This window comes from Rhizobium rhododendri (genome assembly GCF_007000325.2).
In the GTDB taxonomy this organism is placed as follows: Bacteria; Pseudomonadota; Alphaproteobacteria; order Rhizobiales; family Rhizobiaceae; genus Rhizobium; species Rhizobium rhododendri.
Genome location: NZ_CP117267.1, coordinates 3,598,907 through 3,622,140 on the forward strand (window position 1 = coordinate 3,598,907; position 23,234 = coordinate 3,622,140).

The 23,234-nt window shown below is 61.4% G+C and carries 21 protein-coding genes; 10 read left to right on the plus strand and 11 right to left on the minus strand.

From position 1 onward, the window contains the following. The first annotated feature begins 94 nt into the window (after positions 1 to 94). On the plus strand, positions 95 to 913 hold the full coding sequence (locus PR018_RS17400; RefSeq protein WP_142823749.1) for a class II glutamine amidotransferase: 819 nt from the start codon (positions 95 to 97) through the stop codon (positions 911 to 913). Here PR018_RS17400 and coaBC read toward each other — a convergent pair. The 3 genes from coaBC to PR018_RS17415 form a co-directional block, all read right to left on the minus strand. Then, positions 900 to 2,111 (minus strand): bifunctional phosphopantothenoylcysteine decarboxylase/phosphopantothenate--cysteine ligase CoaBC, encoded by a 1,212-nt coding sequence (gene coaBC, locus PR018_RS17405; RefSeq protein ID WP_142823750.1) that lies wholly within the window; start codon positions 2,109 to 2,111, stop codon positions 900 to 902. The genes PR018_RS17400 and coaBC overlap by 14 nt on opposite strands. 113 nt (positions 2,112 to 2,224) lie before the next feature. Then, positions 2,225 to 2,845 carry a J domain-containing protein gene (locus tag PR018_RS17410; protein WP_142823751.1) on the minus strand — a complete coding sequence of 207 codons (621 nt, stop codon included), beginning with the start codon at positions 2,843 to 2,845 and terminating at the stop codon, positions 2,225 to 2,227. A 167-nt stretch (positions 2,846 to 3,012) separates the two neighbouring features. Beyond that, entirely contained in the window at positions 3,013 to 3,894 is an 882-nt protein-coding gene (locus PR018_RS17415; RefSeq protein ID WP_142823752.1) for a LysR family transcriptional regulator, read from the minus strand. 94 nt (positions 3,895 to 3,988) lie between these two features. Between PR018_RS17415 and PR018_RS17420 the strand changes: the two genes are divergently transcribed. Continuing rightward, positions 3,989 to 5,251 (plus strand): MFS transporter, encoded by a 1,263-nt coding sequence (locus PR018_RS17420; protein ID WP_142823753.1) that lies wholly within the window; start codon positions 3,989 to 3,991, stop codon positions 5,249 to 5,251. Between the two features lie 25 nt (positions 5,252 to 5,276). Here PR018_RS17420 and PR018_RS17425 read toward each other — a convergent pair whose 3' ends face one another. Further along, positions 5,277 to 6,167, minus strand: a complete 891-nt coding sequence (locus PR018_RS17425) for a DMT family transporter (protein WP_142823754.1) — start codon at positions 6,165 to 6,167, stop codon at positions 5,277 to 5,279. 237 nt (positions 6,168 to 6,404) lie between these two features. On the opposite strand from PR018_RS17425, the gene cobF reads away from it, so the two are divergent. The 5 genes from cobF (at position 6,405) to PR018_RS17450 (ending at position 10,784) form a co-directional block, all read left to right on the plus strand. After that, positions 6,405 to 7,175: a precorrin-6A synthase (deacetylating) gene (gene cobF, locus PR018_RS17430; RefSeq protein WP_142823755.1), complete on the plus strand. Its 771-nt coding sequence runs from the start codon at positions 6,405 to 6,407 to the stop codon at positions 7,173 to 7,175. Positions 7,176 to 7,253: 78 nt separating this feature from the next. Continuing rightward, positions 7,254 to 8,654: a precorrin-3B synthase gene (gene cobG / locus PR018_RS17435; protein WP_224129201.1), complete on the plus strand. Its 1,401-nt coding sequence runs from the start codon at positions 7,254 to 7,256 to the stop codon at positions 8,652 to 8,654. Positions 8,655 to 8,656: 2 nt separating this feature from the next. Beyond that, entirely contained in the window at positions 8,657 to 9,289 is a 633-nt protein-coding gene (locus PR018_RS17440; protein ID WP_142823756.1) for a precorrin-8X methylmutase, read from the plus strand. Next, a complete protein-coding gene (locus PR018_RS17445) occupies positions 9,286 to 10,023 on the plus strand; it encodes a precorrin-2 C(20)-methyltransferase (RefSeq protein ID WP_142823757.1) in 738 nt (245 codons plus the stop codon). Before PR018_RS17440 ends, PR018_RS17445 begins: the two co-directional genes overlap by 4 nt. Continuing rightward, the gene (locus PR018_RS17450) at positions 10,020 to 10,784 is read left to right on the plus strand and encodes a precorrin-3B C(17)-methyltransferase (protein ID WP_142823758.1); all 765 of its coding nucleotides are present in this window, start codon (positions 10,020 to 10,022) and stop codon (positions 10,782 to 10,784) included. Before PR018_RS17445 ends, PR018_RS17450 begins: the two co-directional genes overlap by 4 nt. Here the strand turns inward: PR018_RS17450 and PR018_RS17455 are convergent. After that, positions 10,748 to 11,518: a cobalt-precorrin-6A reductase gene (locus PR018_RS17455; protein WP_142823759.1), complete on the minus strand. Its 771-nt coding sequence runs from the start codon at positions 11,516 to 11,518 to the stop codon at positions 10,748 to 10,750. The genes PR018_RS17450 and PR018_RS17455 overlap by 37 nt on opposite strands. On the opposite strand from PR018_RS17455, the gene cbiE reads away from it, so the two are divergent. The 3 genes from cbiE (at position 11,517) to PR018_RS17470 (ending at position 14,539) form a co-directional block, all read left to right on the plus strand. Next, positions 11,517 to 12,770, plus strand: coding sequence for a precorrin-6y C5,15-methyltransferase (decarboxylating) subunit CbiE (gene cbiE / locus PR018_RS17460; protein WP_161990924.1), 1,254 nt, complete (start codon positions 11,517 to 11,519; stop codon positions 12,768 to 12,770). The genes PR018_RS17455 and cbiE overlap by 2 nt on opposite strands. Continuing rightward, positions 12,767 to 13,525 carry a precorrin-4 C(11)-methyltransferase gene (cobM, locus tag PR018_RS17465; protein WP_142823761.1) on the plus strand — a complete coding sequence of 253 codons (759 nt, stop codon included), beginning with the start codon at positions 12,767 to 12,769 and terminating at the stop codon, positions 13,523 to 13,525. Before cbiE ends, cobM begins: the two co-directional genes overlap by 4 nt. A gap of 135 nt (positions 13,526 to 13,660) precedes the next feature. Next, positions 13,661 to 14,539: a DMT family transporter gene (locus PR018_RS17470; RefSeq protein WP_142823762.1), complete on the plus strand. Its 879-nt coding sequence runs from the start codon at positions 13,661 to 13,663 to the stop codon at positions 14,537 to 14,539. 18 nt (positions 14,540 to 14,557) lie between these two features. On the opposite strand, the gene PR018_RS17475 is transcribed toward PR018_RS17470, so the two are convergent. From PR018_RS17475 to PR018_RS17500, 6 genes are all read right to left on the minus strand, one after another. Further along, positions 14,558 to 16,834 (minus strand): polysaccharide biosynthesis tyrosine autokinase, encoded by a 2,277-nt coding sequence (locus PR018_RS17475; RefSeq protein WP_142829093.1) that lies wholly within the window; start codon positions 16,832 to 16,834, stop codon positions 14,558 to 14,560. 136 nt (positions 16,835 to 16,970) lie between these two features. Continuing rightward, positions 16,971 to 18,173: a polysaccharide biosynthesis/export family protein gene (locus PR018_RS17480; protein WP_142823764.1), complete on the minus strand. Its 1,203-nt coding sequence runs from the start codon at positions 18,171 to 18,173 to the stop codon at positions 16,971 to 16,973. Between the two features lie 316 nt (positions 18,174 to 18,489). Then, positions 18,490 to 19,659: an acyltransferase family protein gene (locus tag PR018_RS17485; RefSeq protein WP_142823765.1), complete on the minus strand. Its 1,170-nt coding sequence runs from the start codon at positions 19,657 to 19,659 to the stop codon at positions 18,490 to 18,492. Between the two features lie 73 nt (positions 19,660 to 19,732). Continuing rightward, a complete protein-coding gene (locus tag PR018_RS17490) occupies positions 19,733 to 21,031 on the minus strand; it encodes a lipopolysaccharide biosynthesis protein (RefSeq protein ID WP_142823766.1) in 1,299 nt (432 codons plus the stop codon). Positions 21,032 to 21,092: 61 nt separating this feature from the next. Beyond that, the gene (locus PR018_RS17495; protein WP_142823767.1) at positions 21,093 to 22,103 is read right to left on the minus strand and encodes a glycosyltransferase family 2 protein; all 1,011 of its coding nucleotides are present in this window, start codon (positions 22,101 to 22,103) and stop codon (positions 21,093 to 21,095) included. Between the two features lie 15 nt (positions 22,104 to 22,118). After that, positions 22,119 to 23,018: a glycosyltransferase family 2 protein gene (locus tag PR018_RS17500; protein ID WP_142823768.1), complete on the minus strand. Its 900-nt coding sequence runs from the start codon at positions 23,016 to 23,018 to the stop codon at positions 22,119 to 22,121. Positions 23,019 to 23,234: the final 216 nt, after the last annotated feature.

The following is a 23,234-nucleotide window of genomic DNA, read 5'->3' on the forward strand; positions in this document are numbered from 1 at the left end:
CATTAAGGTTTTGTTATCCATTCCGCTTAACAATCGTCCTTGATTTCGACATTCTTCCGCCGGAGTAAATACAGGCGAGAATCGGAGCAAAAGCATGTGTCGCTGGGCAGCCTACTGTGGAGACCCCCTCTATCTGGAGGAGCTCGTCTCGTCACCGGCCCACTCTCTGATCGAGCAATCGCACTGCGCCACCCGCGCCAAGACAGCGACAAATGGCGATGGTTTTGGCATAGCCTGGTATGGCGACAGGCCTGAACCCGGCCGATATCGCGACATTCTTCCAGCCTGGTCCGACTGCAATCTGAAGAGCATGGCGCGGCAGATCCGCTCTCCATTGTTTCTGGCCCATGTTCGCGCCTCCACCGGCGGCGGCACGCGGCGCGACAACTGTCATCCGTTCGTGTGGGATAACTGGTCCTTCATGCACAACGGCCAGATTAACGACTTCGAGCGTTTGCGCCGTCCGATGGAAGCCATGCTCGACGACGAGCTTTTCAATGCCCGCTCCGGTACGACGGATTCCGAGCTGATGTTTCTGCTGGCGTTGCAGTTCGGCCTTTGCCAGACACCGATATCGGCTATGGCCGATACGATCAGCTTCGTCGAAGGCCTCGCCGAGCACATCACCGGTACGGCTCTGGTGCGTTTCACCGCCGCCTTTTCCGATGGCAAGTCGCTCTATGCCATCCGCTATGCCACGGATCGCAAGGCGCCGACGCTCTATGCCGCTCCGCTCGGCGCCGGCAAGGGCTACTGCCTTGTGTCTGAACCGCTGAACGACGACATCGACAGCTGGGCCGAGATCCCGAACGGCAGCGCCGTGACGATCACGCCTGCCGGTGTCGATGTTGCCGTGTTCCACCCCGAAAGGCGTGAAGTCGCAAAATCGGTCGCGTTGGCTATTCCGGCCTGAACCGCTCGGCGATCAGTGCCGCCAGCTCTGCGGCCACTTCGTCCTTGCTCATCTCCGGCCACGCTTCCGTGCCCTCAGCGCTGATCAGCGTCACGCTGTTGCGATCGCCGCCCATGATGCCGGTACCCGGCGAAACATCGTTCGCCACGATCAGGTCGGCACCTTTGCGGGCAAGCTTGGCCTTGCCATTGGCCTGTATATCTTGCGTCTCTGCCGCAAAACCTATGACGAAAGTCGGGCGCATAGGATGATGGCCGATCGTCTTCAGGATGTCGGGATTTTCGACCAGCGACAGGCTCGGCAGCGGCTGGCCTGCGACCTTCTTGAGTTTCTGGCCAGAGGCAGTTTCAACGCGCCAGTCTGCTACCGCGGCGACCATGACGGCGATATCGGCCGGCAATGTCTTTACCACAGCCGCAAGCATGTCCTCTGCGCGCTCGACATGGATCGTCTGCACGCCCAATGGATCGGGGATCGACACCGGGCCGGATACCAGAGTCACGTGGGCGCCGAGATCAGCCAGAGCTGCGGCGATGGCATGGCCTTGGCGGCCTGACGAGCGGTTGGCAATATAGCGGACCGGATCGATGGGCTCGTGTGTCGGGCCTGATGTGACGATTGCGGTGCGGCCTGCAAGCGGCAATGGTCGGTCTTGAAGCAATGCTTCGAGGGCGGCGACGATCTGCAGCGGTTCCGCCATGCGTCCGGTGCCGGCCTCGCGGCTTTCGGCCATTTCTCCCTCCATCGGTCCGATAAAGCGGATTCCGTCGCCCTGGAGGGTGGCCACATTGCGCGTCGTTGCTGCGTGCGACCACATCTTCGGGTTCATGGCCGGCGCCACGAGCACAGGCTTGTCTGTTGCCAGCAGGATGGTGGAGGCAAGGTCGTCGGCAAGGCCGTTCGCCATCTTGGCCATAAGGTCGGCGGTGGCCGGCGCCACGAGCACTAGGTCGCATTCGCGCGCCAGGCGTATGTGGCCGACATCCTGTTCGTCCTCACGGGAAAACAGGTCGGTGTAGACGTGGTCTGCGGCGAGCGCTCCGACAGCAAGCGGCGTGATGAACTGCTGCGCTCCCGCCGTCATCACCGGGCGCACGGACGCGCCGCGTTCACGCAAGCGACGGATAAGGTCGAGGCTTTTATAGGCCGCGATACCACCGGAAATGATGAGAAGGATGCGTTTGCCCGAAAGAACCATCGCCTGAACCTGTCGCCTGGGTTGTTCAGAACACCTAGGGCTTCGACAGGCAACATGCAATCTCCGCCACGGACGGGGAAGAGACTGGTAGCGTCAAAGCCCCCGGGGTCGTATCAGCAGAAACCGTTCAGCTTCAGGATCTTGTGGGCCTCGATCGCGGCCTGAAGGTATGTCTCGGAGCCGCGGTCGCCTTCGTTGGCGTCCGGGTGGTGAAGCTTCAGTTGTTCCTTGTACTTCGCCTTGATCTCTGCAGCCGTTGCCGTCTGCGGCAGGCCGAGCGTCTCGAATGCCTTGGCCTCGAGCGTCTTCAGCTTGCGACCGCGCACCTGCGGCTCGTATCGGTCGGCACTGTTGCGCTTGGCTGCGGGGCGTTTGAACTTATAGGCCTGTGCCGCGCCCGATTTCACCTCGGACTGCGCCGGCGCGTCCTGCGCACCCTTGTTGACGCCCATGCTCCATGTCGGCCGCCCGCCGGTCGCGGCTTCCCGCTGATACCGGGCTATCTCCGCGTCGGAGAGGCCGGACATGAAGTTGTAGCCCTTGTTGTATTCCTTGACGTGCTCGAGACAGAACAGAAAGAATTCTCCTTCTGCCTCGCGGCCGACCGGTGCGCGATGCGTGCCCTTTTTGTCGCAACCGTCCCAATGGCATTTCGGCCCGGAATCGTCCGGTTGCGAGGCAGGCCGCTTGCGTTTTGTCCGGATGCTGTCGAATATTTTTGAATCAAGTCCCATGCCTCCTTATGCAGGCAAGAGCCGTTTCCGGCAAGAACCGCAGAAAAAAATCGTCTGAAATCCGGAGATCAATTCTTATCGGTCAGACGTTGCCGCCTCCGATCGGCGTGGCTGCCAGATGACGTCGAGGGTTCGCTCAGGCCAAGGGCTGGCAGAATACGGCTCGTCTACAGAGCCGGCAGCAGGCTCATCAGATTGTCGGTCACGGGCGATCGCTGGCTCTTCAGCATCGCCAGGCCCAGTCGTGCCACGAGAGGCGGGCCGTCGATTTCGCGGTAGACGACGCCGTCGAGCTTGATCTGGGCGATAGAGGCTGGAACGATCGAGACGCCGAGATCGGCCGCCACCAGGTTGACCACCGACGGGATTTGCGGTGCCTCCTGGCTTACCACGAGTTCGAACCCCGCTTCGCGGCAGGCGGCGGCGATGTCGTCGTAAAGGCTGAGGCCCGCGACGCGCGGAAAGAGAATGAACTGTTCCTCGGCAAGCGCCGAGAGCGGCAGGCGCGGGGCGGCGGCCAGTCGATGCCCAGTCGGCAGTGCGATGACCATGCTCTCGACGGCAAGCATCCGGAGACGCACTTCGCGCGGATTTTCGAGGCCGGGCCGGATGAACGCGGCATCGATCTCGCCGCGCATCAGCCGCTCCATCAACCCCTTGCTGTTCATCTCTGTCAGCGACAGGCGCACCTCTGGCCAGCGTTTGCGAAACTGGCGTATTGCGCCACTGACATGGGTATTGAAGGCGGAGGACGCGGTGAAGCCCAGCGACAGGCGCCCGGTTTCCCCTCGGTTTGCGCGCTGAGCCGAGAGCTTTGCCCTCTCAGCCGCATCGATCGCCGCCTGCGCCTCCGGCAGGAAGGCCTCTCCGGCAGCGGTCAATTCTGCACCGTGCGGCACACGGTGAAACAACTGCACGCCGATTTCGGTTTCCAGATCGCGGATCTGCTGGCTGAGCGGTGGCTGGCCGATGCCGAGTTTCCCAGCTGCACGTGTGAAGTTGCCTTCATCCGCCAATGCCAGAAAATAGCGCAGGTGACGCAACTCCATCGCTATCTCCAAAACAGATTGAAAACGTCTCTTTCATATATTGGACACATGAAGGCGGTTTGACTAGATCAGGGACAAGAAAAGGTTGGTGCTCATGTCCCTTGTCACTCCCCTAAAACCTCTCGCTGCCACACGCCCCGCACTGAAGATCGTTGCAACTTCAGAGGCGCCGCAGTTTCTCGTTCGCGGTACGCCCGAATACAAGCGCGCCAGCCTTGCGCTTTTCCTGTCGGGGTTCTCGACCTTCTCGCTGCTCTATTGCGTGCAGCCGCTGATGCCGGTTTTCGCCAACGACTTCGGAGTCACTCCTGCTGCAAGCTCTCTGTCGCTGTCGCTGTCGACAGGCTTTCTCGCCTTCGCCATCTTCATCGCCGCAGCGGTCTCCGAAGGTGTCGGCCGCCGCAGCCTGATGTTTGCCTCGCTGCTCGGTGCAGCGCTCTGCACACTCGGCTGTGCGATCGCGCCCAATTGGCAGACCCTGCTGGTCATCCGTGCCCTGGAAGGTTTTTTGTTGGGCGGTGTTCCGGCCGTCGCCATGGCATACCTGGCGGAAGAGATCGATCCGCGCGGTCTTGGCGCTTCCATGGGCCTCTACATTGCCGGCAATGCGTTTGGCGGCATGGCAGGCCGCGTGATGACGGGCATGATTGCCGAAAATTTCTCCTGGCGCCCGGCACTGGCAACGGTCGGCATGCTGGGCCTTGCTGCTGCGGTCGGATTTCTCCTGCTGTTACCGGCCTCGCGTAATTTTACGCCCCGTAAGGGCTTCAATGCGGCATTCCATGTGAGCGCCTGGCTCGGCCATCTCCGCAACCCGGCGCTTCCCTGCCTGTTTGCCATCGGCTTCCTAATCATGGGATCCTTCGTCACGGTCTACAACTACGCCGGCTTCCGCCTCGTCGCCGCTCCATTCAATCTCAACCAGACGGAGCTTGGCCTGATCTTCACGGCCTACTTGTTCGGGATAGCCGCCTCCTGGGCAGCTGGATTGCTGGGCGACCGCTTCGGGCACTTCCGCGTCATGCCGGTCGGCATCCTGATTGCCGCAATCGGTGGCCTCGTGACGTTGTCGTCATCGCTACCGTTGATCATCGTCGGCATCGTACTGGTCACCATCGGCTTCTTCGGAGCCCATTCGGTGGCAAGTGCCCTGGTCGGACGGCTGGCACGCGACACCAAGGGCCACGCCTCGTCGCTCTACTTGCTATCCTACTACCTCGGCTCGAGCATTGCCGGTTCGCTTGGCGGTTATTTCTGGCTTGCAGACGGCTGGTCGGGCGTCATCAGTTTCAATCTGCTGCTGCTTGTCGCCTGCATGACGGCGGCGCTAGCGGCGGCGAGAGTTGCCCGCCGCTAGTCCGATACATATTGCAGATAGAACATCAAAACGGCCGGCTGGCCCGGGCAATGGCGGCCTTGCGCGCTGTGGAGTTGCGAAGGCCGCTCCACAGATACCAGGCCACTGCCACCAGTATCAGGCTGGCGCCCGCAATCGTCGAATTGCCTGGCCATTCCGAAAAGGCAAGCCATACCCAGAGCGGGCCGAGAACGACGTCCATCAATCCGATCAAACCGGCTTCGCCCGACGGAATATAACGGCCGCCGGTCATGTAAAGCAGGTAGGCGATCCCTGAGGTCGTCGATCCAAACAGGGCGAGGATCGCCAGATCCGACGGGCTCGGTAATGCATGCGACATCAGCGGCAGGCAGAGCAGCACGCAGAGGCCGGAGCCTAGGGCGTTGACCGGTGCCATCCGCAACGAGGGGTGCTTGCGCGCCATGACCAGGAGGATGCTGAAGGTGACCGTCATCAGCAGGGCGAGTGCGTTGCCTGCGAGATCTGTCAGTCGCGCCGCAAAGCCCGCGACCACGAGGACGCCGAGAAAAGCGACGCAACTGGCACTCAGAACGCGCCTCTCCACCCTTTCGCCGATCAGCAGATAGGCAAGCCCTGCTGCGATGAATGGCACCGTGGCGTAGATCGACAGGACATTGGCAACGGTCGTCAATTTCAGCGATGCCATGTAACCGAACATCGACAGCGCCGAAAATAGCCCGAGCAGCGCGTACATTCCATAAGGCGTGGTTGCGGTCGGTGGCGCGGCGCGCCGTCCGAACAAGGAAATGATGAGCAGCGTCAGCCCGCCAAAGACCGAACGCCAGCCCAGCGTTGTCCAGACATCCAGATCGAGCATGCGGACAAATAGCCCGGCGCTGCTCCACATCACCGTCGCGACGGTGACGAGCACGAGTCCATAGGTACGGGGTTTCATTGATTCTCCGCATGTTTGGAGCTTAATGATCTGAAAAATATGTAGAAATATATCGTGTCTGTACCGGCCGCGCGCATGGGTCAACCACCTTGCAGATAGCCTAGCAGATGTCGGCCCGAACGCAGGATATTGCTGGCGACAATCGATTTCGCAATTGGGACCGTTGCGACATGATGGCGTCGCTCATAAACAGGGCGGGAGCCGACGCACCAGGCAGGTCGGCGGCAGGAGCATGTCTTGAGACATCTGTATCTGATCGGGATCGGCACCGGTAATCCGGAGCATATGACCGTTCAGGGCATCAACGCCCTGAACGCCGCAGACGTCGTGTTCATAGCCGAAAAAGGAGACGCCAAGAGCGGGCTCGCCGATGCTCGCCGTGAAATCTGTGCCCGCTACCTGACACGTCCGGAAACTCCCGTGATTGCCTACGATGTGCCCGTGCGCCAGACGAAAGACCGATCCTACGGCGAGGGCGTCGATGCGTGGCATGCCGACATCGCCCTGGTCTATGAGAAAATGCTGTCGGAGGCGACGGCAGAGGATGGCCGTGCCGCGCTTCTCGTCTGGGGAGACCCGGGCCTTTATGACAGTACCATCCGCATCCTGCAGCGCGTGATGGCCCGGGGCAATGTCGCCCTCGACTACAGCGTCGTTCCCGGCATTACGAGCATTCAGGCCTTGACGGCCAGCCACCGTATCCCCCTCAATCTGGTCGGCAAGCCGGTCGAGATCACCACCGGGCGACGACTGGCAGCGCGCTTTCCTGAACTGGAAGGCACAGCGGTCGTCATGCTTGACGGCGAGCAGGCCTTTGCCAGGCTCGACGACCCCGATGCCTATATCTATTGGGGTGCCTATCTCGGGAGCAAGGACGAGATCGTCCTTTCCGGTCGTCTTCACGAAGTGGCGCAGACGATTGTCGAGACCCGCGCTGCCGCCCGTGCCCGGCACGGCTGGATCATGGATATCTACCTGCTCCGCAAGGGGCAGGATTTCGACGACTGAGCAGGCCCGGCCGTGCCTGCCAAATTGTTTGCCTCAAGGACGGGATGATGTAAGGAGACAACAGGAAAGGGTGTGGATATGGCGATAGATGGGCAAACGATGGCCGAACCGGGTCTCGCTGTGCCGCGCGTCGGTCTTGGCCATGACGTGTCGTTGCCGTCCCGCCTCGTCCGCGGTGCCTGCCCCTCGCTGGCCACCCCCATGCAGACCGGCGACGGCCTGCTCGTCCGGCTCCGGCCGTCGACTGCGGGCCTGACTGTCTCCCAGTTTCGCCTTGTCGCCAGCGCCGCCGCAAGACATGGAAACGGCCTGATCGAGGTGACCGCCCGTGGAAACCTGCAATTGCGTGGCCTCGCCTGGGAGACGGTGCCGCGCCTCGAAGCCGACATAGCCGGTGCCGGCATCGTGCCCGTTACCGGCCTGACGATCGAAACGCCACCGCTGTCCGGCCTCGATCCCGATGAAATCGCCGATGCGCGCAGCATGGCCGCACGCCTCGGCGAGGCCCTCGCGAGTCTTCCTGCGCAACTGGTGCTCGCCCCAAAATTGTCGATCATCGTCGATGGCGGCGGCCAATTGGTTCTCGATCATGTCACCGCCGATATCCGCCTCTCGGCAATACCGAGCGCCGATGCAAGGCCGCTATGGCAGGTGGCCGTGGGGGGCACGCGTACCGAGGCTCTCCCCGCGTTGCTCGGTCCCGACGAGCAGGCCCTGTCGGCGGTCCTCGATCTGCTGAAGAGCCTGGATGCACGTGGCCCCCGCGCGCGCGGCCGTGACTTGGCCGAGAGCTATCGTGGCGAAAACGAGACGCTCGCCAATGCCCCTTTGGATATCCAATCTTCAAAGTCCTGTGTCGGCATCCATCCGCTGGGTCCGACGTCGGTCGCACTTGGCCTGCAGCTGGCTTTCGGTCAGATTCACGCCGTCGAGTTGACTGCTTTTCTTGATATCGCCGAGGCGAAGGGCATTGCCGAAATCCGGACGGCACCCGACCACGCGCTTCTGCTCTTGGGCGCGTCGGCCGATATCATGGCCGAGATACAAGCACAGGCTGCGGACTTCGGTTTCTGGACCGACGCCAGTACTCCGGCCAGCGCCGTTGCCACCTGCGCCGGCGCCGGCGGGTGTGCTTCAGGCACATACCGTACCAAACATCTGGCGGCCAAGGTGGTCGGCTGGGTCCCCGAATTGCTGGATGGCTCTGTCGTGCTTCACCTTTCAGGCTGTCCAAAAGGCTGCGCCCACCCCGCCGCGAGTGCCCTTGCGGTCGTCGGCATGCCTTCCGGTTTTGGCATCGGCGTCAATGAGAAAGCCTCGGGCCCCCCAGCCGTTTCCGTTGACGAATACGGACTGCAAACCGCCCTGGAGAGTCTGGCACGAATGGTCGCAGCTACGAAAGCGGCTGGCGAATCGGTCGGGGACTGCCTTACACGGCTTGGCAGCGACGCGACCGTCGCCGCGTTGAGACAGGAATAGGCATGGTTGACTACGATTATATCCATCAGGGCGACGCGATCTACGAAAAGTCCTTCGCGATTATCCGCAGCGAGGCAGACCTGTCGCGCTTTTCGGATGACGAAGCCGATGTCGCCGTTCGGATGATCCATGCCTGTGGCCTCGTCGAAGCGGCCGCTCATTTCCAGTTTTCTCCCGATTTCGTCACCTCGGCCCGTGCGGCGCTTGCTGCCGGCGCGCCGATCTTCTGCGACGCCGAGATGGTGGCGCAGGGCGTCACCCGCGCCCGGCTGCCCGCCAAGAACGATGTCATCTGCACGCTTCGCGATCCGCGCACGCCTGGCCTCGCGAAGGATAGCGGCAACACCCGTTCGGCTGCTGCCATGCATCTCTGGGGTGAACGCCTGGGCGGCTCCGTTGTGGCCATTGGCAACGCGCCGACGGCTCTTTTCCATTTGCTCGAAATGCTGCGCGACGGCGCCCCGAGACCGGCGGCGATTATCGGCATGCCGGTCGGCTTTGTCGGCGCTGCGGAATCGAAGGATGCTTTGGCGGAATATTCCTATGGCGTTCCCTATGGCATCGTCCGTGGTCGGCTTGGCGGCAGCGCCATGACTGCGGCAGCCGTCAACGCCCTGGCGCGAGGCGGCCTATGACCCTTGTTTCGACCGGTCGCCTGATCGGCGTCGGCACCGGTCCCGGCGATCCCGACCTTCTGACCGTCAAGGCCGTAAAGGCTCTTGAGCGGGCAGATGTCGTCGCCTATTTTGCCAAGGCCGGTCGCCATGGCAATGGACGCACGGTTGTCGATAACCTGCTGCGGGCGGACGTCACGATGCTGCCGCTTTACTATCCCGTCACCACCGAGATCGACCGACATCACGAGGATTACAAGCGGCAGATTACCGCATTCTACGATCTGTCGGCCGAGGCGGTCGCCGCACATCTCGACGCCGGACGCACCGTTGCCGTCCTCAGCGAAGGCGATCCGATGTTCTACGGCTCCTACATGCACCTGCATGTCAGGCTCGCGCACCTTTACCCGACCGAAGTCATCCCCGGCATCACGGCGATGTCCGGCTGCTGGTCGCTGGCCGGCATGCCCATCGTCCAAGGCGACGATGTGATGTCGGTGCTGCCTGGCACCATGGAGGAGGCAGAGCTGGCTCGCCGTCTGGTGGATACCGAGGCCGCGGTTATCATGAAGGTCGGCCGCAACCTGCCCAAGATCCGCCGTGCGCTTGCCGCCTCCGGTCGGCTTCACCATGCCGTCTATGTCGAGCGCGGTACGATGAGAAATCAGTCGGTGACGCAGATGATCGAGCGCGACGACAGCGAGGCGCCGTATTTTTCGCTGATCCTGGTGCCCGGCTGGGAACGCGGTTCATGACCGGCCGCCTCTATGTAATCGGCACGGGGCCGGGCAACCCGGGGCAGATGACGCCGGAGGCCATGGCAGCCGTCGAGGCCTCGACCGAGTTCTTCGGCTACGGCCCTTATCTTGACCGGCTCTCGCTGCGGCCGGACCAGTTGCGGATCGCCTCCGACAACCGCGAGGAAATCGATCGCGCCAGGGTATCGCTGGAGCGGGCTGCGGCAGGTTCGACAGTCTGTGTCGTCTCCGGCGGCGATCCCGGCGTATTCGCCATGGCCGCCGCCGTCTGCGAGGCGATCGACAATGGGCCGGAACACTGGCGCAATATCGACCTTGTGATCGTTCCAGGCATCACTGCGATGCTGGCGGTGGCGGCGCGTCTTGGAGCGCCCCTCGGGCATGATTTCTGTGCTATGTCGCTGTCCGACAACCTCAAGCCATGGGATCTGATCGAGCGGCGGCTTACGCTTGCAGCGCAGGCCGGTTTCGTCATCGCGCTCTACAATCCGATCAGCAAGGCACGTCCCTGGCAGCTGGGTCGCGCTTTCGAGATTTTGCGCCTGGCCCTGCCGCTGACGATACCCGTGATTTTCGGCCGTGCGGCTGGACGCCCTGACGAAAGGCTGTCCGTTGTCCCGCTGTCGGATGCCGATGCGTCGGTCGCAGACATGGCGACTTGCGTCATCATCGGATCGCCGGAAACGAAGATCGTTAGGCGGCCGGTCCTGCCTGACCTGGTTTACACGCCGCGTTTTGCTTCCACGGAGACAAAATGATCGATCCGGGCGAGCGCAGCCTCGAGCGAAAAGACCGATGCCACGTTGGTGGCCGCGCTGCGGGCAATCATCAGCACGGGAATGCCGAGCAGCCTTGCCGCCTCGATCTTGGCATAGGTGGCGCTTCCACCGCTGTTCTTGGCAATGACGCAATCGATCAGGTGCAGCTTCATGAGGCGCAGTTCGGCGTGAAGGTCAAACGGCCCGCGTTCCAGGATGCTGACGACATCCGGTGCGAGCAGAGGCGGATCGACGGGATCGACGCTGCGCACAAGATAGAAGTGCTGCGGGAAGAGATCAGCCCTATGCGCCTCCTGCCGGCCGACGGCCAGAAATACGCGGCGTGGTATGGGTCCGAGCGCGGAAAGGGCGGCCGTCACATCCGCTACCTCGTGCCAATGGTCGCCGGCAACCCGCTGCCAGGCCTCGCGGCTGAGGGCAAAGATCGGAGTGCCCGTTATCGTCGCGGCGGTAGCGGCGTTTGCGGATATCTGCGTGGCAAAGGGGTGGGTAGCATCGACCACGAGATCGATGGCCTCAGCCTTCAGAAACGCACACAGACCTTCGCTGCCGCCAAACCCGCCGGTGCGAACCGGAGCATTCTGGGGGAGGGGATCCTTCGTCCGTCCGGCCAGCGACAGCAGCACGTCGATGCCATCGCGTTTCGCCAGCGTCTCCGCCAGCAGCCGCGCCTCCGTCGTGCCACCCAGAATAAGGATGCGAGTCCTGCCCATGTCTGAGACGCTTTCTTCGTTGCCAACGCAATGGCTCACCCTTATCGGCCTCGGCGAGGACGGTCCAGCCGGCTTGACCGAGGAAACAAGGCAACGGATCGCCTCTGCACCGATCGTCTACGGTGGGGCCCGCCACCTGGAACTGGTGGCGCCACTGATCGGCGGCGAAACCCACAGCTGGCTCAGCCCGTTCGAGCGCTCGATAGATCACCTGCTTGCCCGGCGTGGAATGCCTACCGTCGTCCTAGCATCGGGCGACCCCTTCTGGTTCGGGATCGGCGCCACCCTCTCGCGCTTCATTCCGCCCGAAGAAATGTACGTCATCCCGGCGCCGTCGGCTTTCAGCCTGGCAGCAGCAAGGCTGGGCTGGCCGATGCAATCGGCGACGCTCCTGTCGCTGCATGGCCGTCCCATCGATCTTCTCCGGCCCCATCTCCATCCCGGCCGAAAGATCATCGCGCTGACCTCTGATGCCACCAGTCCGGAAGCGATAGCCGCACTTCTGACAAGGCTCGGCTTCGGTCGTTCGACGCTGACGCTGATGGAGGCGATGGGCGGAGCACGCGAGCGGGTAACCCTGCACAAGGCAGCAAGCTTTTCACTCGAGGATATCGACGCCTTGAATGTGATGGCAGTCGAGGTCGTCGCCGACCGGGATGCACGGCTATTGCCGCTGGCGCAAGGCCTGGACGACGCCCTGTTCAGCCATGATGGCCAGATCACCAAGCGGGAGATCCGGGCGATGACGTTGTCGGCGCTGGCCCCCCGTCACGGCGATCTGCTCTGGGATATAGGCGCCGGCTCTGGCTCGGTCTCCATCGAATGGTTGCTGGCCGATCCGAGCCTGCGGGCAATCGCCATCGAGGCGGTGCGGGACCGTGCCGCGCGCATCCGCCGGAATGCCGACGATTTCGGCGTGCCTATGCTGCAGCTGGTCGAAGGCACGGCGCCTGAAGCATTGACCGGGTTGGCCCAGCCAGATGCGATCTTCATCGGCGGCGGCGGCAGTGAGCCCGGGGTGATGGAGGCTGCAAAGGCAGCCTTGAAACCGGGAGGCCGGCTCGTTGCCAATGGCGTAACCACCGAGATGGAAGCCGTGCTGCTTGCCGAATATGCCCGCCACGGCGGATCGCTGACAAGGATCGACATCGCCCGTGTCACACCCATCGGCACGATGCACGGATGGCGCACGGCGATGCCGGTGATGCAATGGTGCTGGACCAAGCCTGAAACCACAGAGATCGCCCAATGACAGTCCATTTTATCGGCGCCGGACCTGGCGCCGCCGACCTCATCACCGTGCGCGGCCGCGACCTCATCGCAAAGTGCCCGGTCTGCCTCTATGCCGGCTCGCTGGTGTCGAAGGACCTGCTTGCATACTGCCCGCCGGACGCGCGCATTATCGATACGGCGCCGCTATCGCTCGATGAAATCGAGACGGAATTCCGGCGCGCCAATGAGGCAGGCGAGGATGTTGCGCGCCTGCATTCCGGCGATCTGTCGGTCTGGAGCGCGGTCGCCGAGCAGATCCGCCGGCTGAACGCATGCGGTATCGGCTACACGATGACCCCCGGCGTTCCGGCATTTGCTGCGGCTGCCTCGGCGCTCGGTCGCGAGCTTACCATACCGGCCGTGGCGCAGAGCCTCGTGCTGACCCGCGTCTCCGGCCGTGCCTCGCCGATGCCATCGGGCGAGACATTGCAGGCTTTTGCCGTGACGGGGTCGACGCTTGCCATTCATCTGGCCATCCATGCCTTGCCTCAGGTGGTCGAGGAACTGATGCAGCACTACGGCGCCGATTGCCCCGTCGCGATCGTCGTCAAGGCGTCCTGGCCCGACGAGCGCATCCTGCGCGGCCGGCTGGATAATATCGAAGCAAAAGTTGCGGCCGAGCCAATAGAGCGCACCGCGCTGATTTTTGTCGGGCGGTCGCTTGCATCCGACGACTTTCGCGAAAGCGCGCTCTACGACCCTGCCTACCAGAGACGGTTTCGCGACCGGGAATAGCGCAGTCCCCTGTGTCTCGACTGGCGCAAATAACTATGATCCAGAACGGATCTCGCTTAAACTCCAGCCTTGAAATCGGTTCTGTAGCGGCCGATTTCCCGCCACTGCTATTTCCAATGTTTGCCGCGAGTAATCATGAACGTCACCAAGAGCGGCTATATCTTCACGATCGTCGCTATCACGCTTTTTTCCATCCAGGACGGCATATCGAAGCATCTGGCCGGCGCCTATCCTCCTTTTCTGGTGGCAATGATCCGCTACTGGACATTCGCCCTGTTTGCCATCGCCCTTGCCGCCCGTTCACGCGGCGGTCTCGCGGTGACGGTGCGCACCAGGCGCCCGTGGCTGCAGATCCTCCGCGGCCTGCTTCTTGCGGCGCAGATCGTCATCGTCATACAGTCCTTTGCGATGGTGGGGCTCGCCCGTTCCCAGGCGATTTTCTCTTCCGGCCCGTTGATCGTTGCGCTGCTATCGGTGCCGATCCTCGGAGAAAAAGTCGGCTGGAGGCGCTGGACGGCGATTTTCGTCGGTTTTCTCGGTGTGTTGCTGATCCTCAAGCCGGAAAGCGGATTTTTCGACGTCCGGTTTCTGGTTCCGTTGTCCTCCGCCCTGCTGTTCTCGTTCTACGTCATCGTCACCCGCCTGGTCAGCCGGCAGGACGCGTCGATGACCAGTTTCTTCTACACCGGCGTGGTTGGCGCCATCGCCATGAGTTGTATCGGGCCGTTCTTCTGGATGCCGCTGACGCCCCATGACTGGATCTGGATGGGGCTGCTCTGCCTGACGGGCATGTCGAGCCATTACTGCCTGATCCGCGCATATGACCTGCTGGATGCCGTCGTCATCCAACCGCTGACCTATCTGCAGCTGGTCTACGCCGCCATCATCGGGGTCGTCGTGTTCGGGGAGGTCTTGACGGCAAACATGGTGGTTGGCGCAGCAATCGTGGTCGCAGCCGGGATGTTTACCGTGTGGCGGGAAAATGTCCTCGCCAAACGAAGGGCCGGGCACTGAGGCCCGGCCGCGCAAGGATCAATTGTCGTGGTAGTATGACGTGTAGCGCGAGTAGTAATATTCACTCGAGCCGTGGGCACGATACAGCTTCATCTTCTCCGTATCGACCTTGTTGAGGATGACGCCTGCGCACTTGCTGGCGATTGCCGGTTCCGAGGTAAACATGCTGCGGACAACCTTGCGCGATGTCTTGCCCCACTCGACGACGAACAGGAAGGCGTCGATTTTGGGGCTGATTGCCCGCGCATCGACGACGGGTCCGAGCGGTGGAAGGTCGATAACGATATAGTCGAAGTTCGCCCTCGCCATGTCGAGCAGCGCATTCATCGCCGGTGACGACAGCAGTTCGGACGAGTGTGGCACGCGCCGCTTGACGATGGCGGGCAGGAAGGCGAGCTTGGTCTTCTGGTCGATAAGCAGCAGATCCTGGATGGGTCTGCGTTCCAAAAGTGCTTCCAGCAGGCCGGCCTCGGCATGCCGGCCGATGCTCCGGGTGGCACCAGGATTGCGCAAGTCGGCGTCGATCAGCAGTGTTCGCGCACCTTGCATCGCAAGCAACTGCGCAAAGTTCATCGAGATCGTCGATTTCCCTTCGCCCGGAAGGCTGGACACGATGCCGACGACTTTGGCCATTCGCTCGCCGCTTTCGACATCGATTGCGATCTTGGCGCTGCGCATCGTCTCCGCGAAGGCTGAAAGCGGATGCTCGGCAACATAGTTCGAAACGCCGTTCACCTGCCTGATACTGCGCGGATGATCCTGCACGATCTCGGCGGCAGTCACCGGTTTGACGATCGGCGCGATGCCGAGATACTCCTGATGCAGGCTGTCGCGCACCTGGTCGCCGGTGCGGAAGAAGCGGTCACGGAATTCCCTGAACACCCCGATGCCGCCACCGACGATGCCGCCAAGGATGATCGACAGTGCAAGCACGATGATCTTCTTAGGCTTGCTCGCGCCGATAGGGAAAGTCGCCTTGGTGATCACGCGGGCTTCGGTGATCGGAAACGACTCCTGCTGCGAAGCCTGCTGGTAGCGGGTGAGGAAGCTCTGGTAGAGATCGCGGTAGGTATCGCGCGTCCGCTCCAGTTCGCGCAATTGCACCTGCGCATCGCTGGCCGTCGCCGAAACCGTCGTCGCCGAGGCAACGCTGTCGGCCAACGACTTCTCGCGCGCCTTGGCGACATCGAGGTCGTTGCGATAGCTCTGGGCAATACGACCGAGCTCCTCGAACATCAGGCGCTGGTATTCCTGCATTTCACCACGCAGACGCACCGCCTGCTCGTGATCAGGCCCAAGCCGGCGGGCAATGTCCGCCTGCATCTTCGAGGCGTCGAGGTACTTCTTGCGCAAGTCGTTGATCGTCGTGCTTCCCAGCACATCGGAGACGACAGCATCCATGTTCTTGGACTGGATGATGGATTCGACGCGGTCATATTTTGCCTGCGCGGCTGCCGTGTCGCCTTGCGCAGTCGTCAGCGCAGTATTCAGCTGTGACAGCTGCTGGTCGCTGACAAGCTGGCCACTGGTCTCCACCAGTCCGTTGTCGGCCCGGAATTTCTGGACGGCCAGGTCGGATGCGAGCGACTTCTTGCGCAGTTCCTCGATGCGGTCCTGAAGCCAGTCGCTGGCACGCCGGGTCGCGTCGTATTTCGAATTCAGCTTGTCGACGAGGTAGGCGTCGGCGATGCCGTCCGCGATCTGCTGGGCGAGCTTGGGCGAGGGCGATGTGTAGCTGATCGAGAGCACGAAGGAGCGGTTGACGCGCTCGACAAGCATGTTCCGCTCGATCTGGGCTGCAGCATTCTCCAGTTTGACTTCGGCTTCATCGACAGGAACTGGGGGTGTTCCAAGCCCAAGCCAGGATTTGATCTTGATCGACCCGATGAGCTTGCTGATCCAGGAGGGGCCCTTGCCGACGAAATCGGGATTGTTCAAGAGGTCGAGCTTCTGGATAACGGCAACCGCAATCGTGTCCGATCGAAGCACTTCGACCTGGGTGAGGATGTTGCCTTCTTCGTCCACGGACCCCGGTGGCACGGTCGTGTCCGTCATCTGGTTGACGATGGTGGACGTGCCATGGTCGATCAGTACGCTGGTGTTTGCCGTATACTGCGGCGTGGCCAGCAGCAGGTAGACGATACCCAGCACGATAAAGGCGCCGATGGCAGCGGCAACGACCTTCCATTGCCGCCGGGCGGCAGCAAGGATGCGGTCGAGATCGATGATCTCGGAAATCTCGTCGTGGTCGAAGCCGGCCCAGCTGTCGGTGTTGGACTTTTTGGGTGATAGCAAAGAGCGATCTCCTACTCTCGGTGGCTGAGCGTTTCATCCTCCGGCCACGCCGGAGGAGCACATAAAAGAGGCAAAAGCCCTGGGTCTGGCCGGTCTTGCCGAGCCGCGTTTCAGGCGGCCCGGCAAATTTGTCGGTCTATAGTTCGCGTATCGATTTGCGCGTCGTAACGGCATCGCTCGTCGTCCCCGCCGCCGTCGATGTGACGGAGTTGGCGATGTCGAGGAACTTCAACAGTTCGACGGAGTCGGAGTTGGAGATGTAGATGACATCCTTGTCCTCCATCGCGAACTTCTGAGCAGCAAAGAAGCCGGCTGGATCACGCAAGTTGGCACGGAAAACGACAGGCACCAGTTCGTCGCGGAAGTGCGTGGTGTCGACTCCCATTTGACGCAGCAACGTCTTGTCGACCAGGCGGTACAGCAGCACCTGCGCCGGATTTGCCTGCGTATCGAGCGCGCCTCCGGCCTTGCCCAGACCATCCGCCAGGGTCAGGTTTTCATCGTCGAAGGTGTAGCGTCCGTTGGCGCCGGTCGCACCGAAGGCGACGTAGCTACGCGGATGGTGATCGGCAATGACGGTGTCCATTGGCGACACGAAGATGTTTTCGGACGGGTTCTTCAGCAGTGTCTCGTAAGGAACGGTGACGGTCTTGCCCCGGCGCTGCAGGGTGATGTTTGTTTCCATCGCCGCAGTCGACAGGCCACCGGCCTGAGAAATGGCATCAAGCACGCGTTCACCGGCCGGGCTGAGTTCTACCTTTGCCGGTGCGTTTACGTCGCCGAGAACGGAGACCTGGCTTGAGTTGCTGGTAACCGTCGTGATCACCACCTGAGGCTCGATTGCCCGGCTGGAGAGCTTCTTGACGATATCCGCCTCGACCTGCTCCTTGCGCTTGCCGGCAGCGACGATGCGTCCGGCATAGGGAACGCTGATCGTTCCGCCACGGTCGATCGTCTGACTTGGAATGGTCACGAAATTGCCGGCGCGGCTGCCGGCATCTGCGGGAATGAACAGGCCCCCTGCCTGGGATTCAAAGATCGTCACCTGCACCACGTCGCCATAGCCAAGCGGGATGTCAGGAGCAGAGGAACGCGAAGTGCCGAAGGTTGCCTTCAGCGATGAACTTGCTTTCCCGTCGAAGTATTTCAATGTGTTCTGGTTGAGGTCGACCAGTGCGTAGTCGATGCCGACCTTGCGGTCTTTCGACGAAACCTTGACGAGTGCCTGGGTGTCGATCAGGCCGGCATCTGGTCCTGAGCGAGGGAGCGACGTGCAGCTGGATAGCATGACCATCAGCGCAACAACGGAGCCTCGACGTATACGGATAGTGGTCTTCATGCCCAATCCCATCTTCATCCCCCCGTAAGCAGCCCCCTGGGCAGATCGATAGCAGGCTTTATTTATAAATTCGATGAGCAACCGGCCGCGCCACTTCAGCTTTTTGCCAGTGGCACCATGGAAGACGATCGGCGGAGTGGGATTTGGCGTGGAGAATGACAATCCTGCTTGCGACTGGATCGTGGAAGACGTCCAGTCCTTCATCGCAGGTACGCTGTCGGTTACAAACAAAGCATTCATAGATCGCGGTACTCTTTATTCGCCTGCATCAGGCTCGGGATAACGAAAACACATGGCAGCTCGATGTCAGTTGGCATCAGACGAACCTCCTCAGGATAGTCTTGCGGAACGGGATCTCGATAAATCGGCAGGTGAGCCAGCCCAGGATCACGGCAGCGACGATCGCCGCCAGGAAGCATAGCCAGCTTGCAACGGGCATTGTCGGATCGATGCCCAGGACTAGCGGTGCCAGTTTCATCCACAAGCTGATCCCCACGATGCTGACCAGGGCGTGCGTCATATACAAGCTGTAGGAAATCTTGCCCAGAAACAGGGCAGGTCGGTTTGTGAACACAAGCGCGGACCCCGGAGATTGCAGGACGGCGAGGACGAGAACCGGCGCCAGCAGCACTGAAAACGAGGCGATGGACGGAACGCTCAAGATAACGAGAAGCGCGGCGATGACTGCCCAGACGGTCCATCGGGCGGACAAAAAGTGACTATAGGAGAGATTGAGGCGAAACAGCGCCATCCCGGCAACAAATAGCGGCAGCACGCGCAGCAGGACCACGGGCGAGTTGGTCGGATACTGATCGGTGTGCATGTCGATGTTGTAGAGCGCGAACGCGCCGAGGCAGCAGAGCGTCAAGATCACCACGGAAAAACGCGCGCTCCACCGGCTGGCAAGAACCGCCACGAACGGAAAGATCACATAGGCATGCCATTCGGCACTGATCGACCAGGACGGAAAATTCCATGTCCGATGATCGATCCAGGGACCATGCAGCATGAAAAATGCCGCGAGCGCGGAATTCCATGAGTAGCGCCCATCGATCGAGGTGAAATCCGGTTTGGCGTGAATGAACGGCAGCAGCGCCAGTACCAGGATGCCCATGGCAAACAGGTGCACGGGATAGAGGCGCGCGATGCGGGCCGCAAAGAAGTCGCGAAAGTCCGCCCAGCGCACTTTATCTGAGAATGCCGTTCCATAGACGTACATCATCACAAAGCCGCTCATGATGAAGAACACGTCTACCGAAAACCAGGCCTGCGACAGGATCGGCAGATAAGCCGTCAGGGTGCTCGCGACCTGCGCGAACGGATCCTGCAGGTGATACACCACGACGAAAAGTGCGAGGATGCCGCGAAGGCCATCCAGTTGCTCCAGTCGTGCACGGCGCTGCTTCGGCGCGTTTCCACCGCGAACGTCGGTCGCTGGCGCCGCGTCTGCATTGGCTACGGCTATCGCTGCTGCTTGCGAGGTCATGCAGAAAATCCTCCTGTCAGAGGATTAGTAAAGCAAGCGGCGTGCCGTGTGCGGATACGGGAGACTTTATCGCTCAAGCGGCGTTCTCCTCGGCTGTCGCGGCGAACTCGGGCGTCGCCTTGTCCTCGACCAGGAAGGCTGCCAGCCACATCGCTCCCGCAAGGCAGGCGTGACTTGCAAGGAACGCCATCACCAGGCCGGGAACGCCGGCAATGTTCACCCCGAGTGCCATTAACAGTCCGAAACCGAAAGTGGCGCAGAGCGAGATGAAGGCGCGAATGCCCTGCTTTCCCGCACCGGTGAGCGCGTCGGCCGGCGGATATTGCAAGGCGATCAGCGGCAGGGCCAGCCCGAGCATCGCAGAGATATTCGCCATGCTGGCAAAGTCCTTGCCGAGCGCAAAGGGCGCAAGGTAGCCGGCGGCAGCGACTGCGATGCTGGAGGCAATGCCCACTCCGAAGAGCATGGGCGTAATCTTCAGCGCATAGCTGCGGCTCGCAGCAAGTCCGCTTTTGCCGTGAACGAAGAAATTGGGATAGGTGATGCGGGTGACCACCTGGAGGGGGAACAGCCCGAGCGCCAGCACGCGCGAGGCGGCGCCGTAGATCCCGACGCTGGCCGCATCGGCGAAACGGCCGAGAATGATGCGGTCGAAGTTTCCCTGCGATGCACGGGCCGCCTGGTTGACGCAGAATGCGCCGCCGGCCTTCCACTCCTGTCGCTTCAGCATGAAATCCGGGCGCCCGTAGAGCTTCACCACGAGCGCGATGTAGACAAGCGAAGTCACTGCGCATTGTGCAAACGCGACTTCTATCCAGCCGCCTAGATCGGTCAGCCCCAGAAGGCCGAAATAAACGAGTGCAAGCAGCATCCGCACGGAGGCTGTGGTCAGCCGTATCCAGCCCGCCCTTACGGTATGGCGATGCGCAACCATGATCAGCTCGACGGACGCGGCAATTCTGTTGAGCGCCACTTCGCCGACAATGATTGCCAGCACATGCCAAATCTCGATCTGCGTCTGCATGAAGCTGACAGCAACGACCACACCGGCGGCAACGACGACTGGGAACGTGGCTGCAGCAAGAAGCAGGAGGTTGCCGAAATAGGACGAGAATTTCTGAGGTTCGCGCGACACCGCCCGAACCAGCAGGTCGGCGCCGCCGAAGCCGACGAGTTCGACGCTGACGACCGTGACGGCAAGGATCGCCGTGTAGGAGCCGAAAGCCTCGACGCCCAGACCGCGTGCCGTCACCGCAAAGGCCACTAGCTGCACGGCAAGTGCCGACACCGTCGGCATCAGGGCGCCAACGAAGGTCATCAGTTTGAAGCGGCTCTCGAGATGACGGACAAACGTCATCAGTCGTTTCAGCATGCCTTCCCGGCTCCTTGCTTGGTCCTAAAACAGGCGGGCGTGTCAGCCCGTCCTCGCTGCATCAGCGGCAAACCCTGCCGCTGTCTTCCGGTTTCTGGGTGTCAGACGACTTGGCTTCGTCGGGCTTCGGCCTAGCATATTCTACAAAGACATCACCGAAATGTGCATTGTAGCGACCGCGAACCTTGTCGTATTCCAGCATCCAGCCCAGCATTCGAGATTCAGGCTCGCGCTGCAGGAGAGGATAGAGAACCAGCCGCGCTGTCAGCCCGAGTGTCTTCGCCAGGCTTTTGCGCCCGCCGCCACCGAGGCTCTCCCAGCGGACGGCATGGTTGCCGACGCGAAAACGTCGCTGCCGCATCCAGGCGATGGAAGCGCGAGATTGCGGCACTTCCTCATAGACGAAGGCTTCTTCCGACCATGCCATCTTCATGCCGGCAAAGAACAGGCCACGGAAGAACACCGTGTCGCCGCCGCCCGAAAGTCCGAATTCCTCATCGAAAAGCGGCCTCGGGATGGCCGCTACAGCTTGCAGGTCGATCAGGAAGTTGCAGGTGCAGAACACGAACGGCTTGCCGTTCAGGAACTGCTTATCCACTGACCAGTAGCGGGAATATTTGCGCAGATGGGCTGCGTTGTCCGGGAATACCGGGCGCACCGGACCGCCGACCACGGCAGCGCCCTCGGACGCTTGTGCCTTCAGCATTTCGCTGAGCCACTCCGGCGACGGCCATTCGTCGTCGTCGATCATCGCGACGAACCGCAGGTTCAGCTTTTCGGCTTCGTCGAAAACGGCATTGCGAGCTGCCGAAATGCCTGGATGTGTCTCGATCCTGTAGTGGACCTTCAGTCCCGATTGCGCGGAAAATGCGGCAACGCTCGCAGCAACAGCGGGATCCTGCCCGTCATTGTCGGCGATGATGATCTGCGGCGGCGACGACAGTGCCTTGGCGCTGATGGCAATGTGATCGAGAAGCCTCATCAGCGATGGCAGGCGCTTATAGGTGCACAGGCCAACCGCCAGACCCTCGCGGGGCCCCTTCGTACTCACATGTGTGTCAGGTGTCGTCACGGTCTCTCCTTGACGTTAAGTGTATCGCGCGGTGCTTCCGCCGAGCAGGCCGACGGCCCGTCCCGCATAATGCGCCGTTGAAAGCATTCCCTGTGCGACCGCGTTCCGGTCACGGCGAAATCCGGCGCCGATCGTTCGCAGCAACGAAGAAGCAAAGCCCTTGAACGCTGTGGTGTATGTCTTGCGCGGCCCGTCGTAGAACCGATCGATCTGCGACATGTAGATCCCGGTCGTATAATATCGCGAGAGCACGCTGCCATGCGACAGCCTGTTTTCAGGTGTCGGCTCGAAGACGACCGCCTCGTCGCACCAGGCGATCCGGCCGCCGCTCTGCCTTACCCTGCGGAACAAATCGTAGTCCTCGCCCCCGGACGCACTGTATTCGTTGCGAAACAGAGGTGCCGGTGCAAGCGTCAGTAATTTTCGCGAGATCAGCAGGTTTTGTGTTGTGTTCAGTGAATCCACCAGGCCGGTCTTCCAGCGCCGACGCCGGGCAAAAATGCTGTTGCGGGCGAGAATGTTTGCGCCCTCGGGCAGCACTCCCTCGACCGGCCCGCCGGTGAGATGGGCATCAAAGGTTTCGCCGCACGCGACGATACGAGCCAGCCAGCCTTCGGACACGTAGCCGTCATCGTCGAGCATCGCCAGCCAGCGCCAATCCGGCACAAGATCGGTCACCGCGCTCACCAGCCCGTTGCGCACCGGAGCCAGCCCACGCTCCGGAATTGGGACATAAAAACAACGCGGAAAATCCGCCGCAAAGGCAGTGACAACTGCCTTCGTATCGTCGGAACATCCGTTGTCCGCTACAACCAGCCATACGCTCTGGTTAATTTCGTTAACCAAACTCGACAGAAGTTTTTGCAGCAGTTCCGGCCGCTTAAAAGTGGGAATGCCGATCACAATATCAGCCATCTAGTGCAATCTCGTTTGTCAAGGTTGTCGTCCTAGCCTGGGTCCAGTCTATAGTGCAATGCAGCATTAGGCTATGGCAAATCGGTAAATTTTCCTCTACAGTCCGCTTCTAAGTGCGGGTCTTTGGCCGGTTATTCAATGAATATGCTATTATTATCAATAGCATATCTCTCGGTGCAGGCCTGTCGAAGATGTCGATGCGTAAGCCCTCGGAAC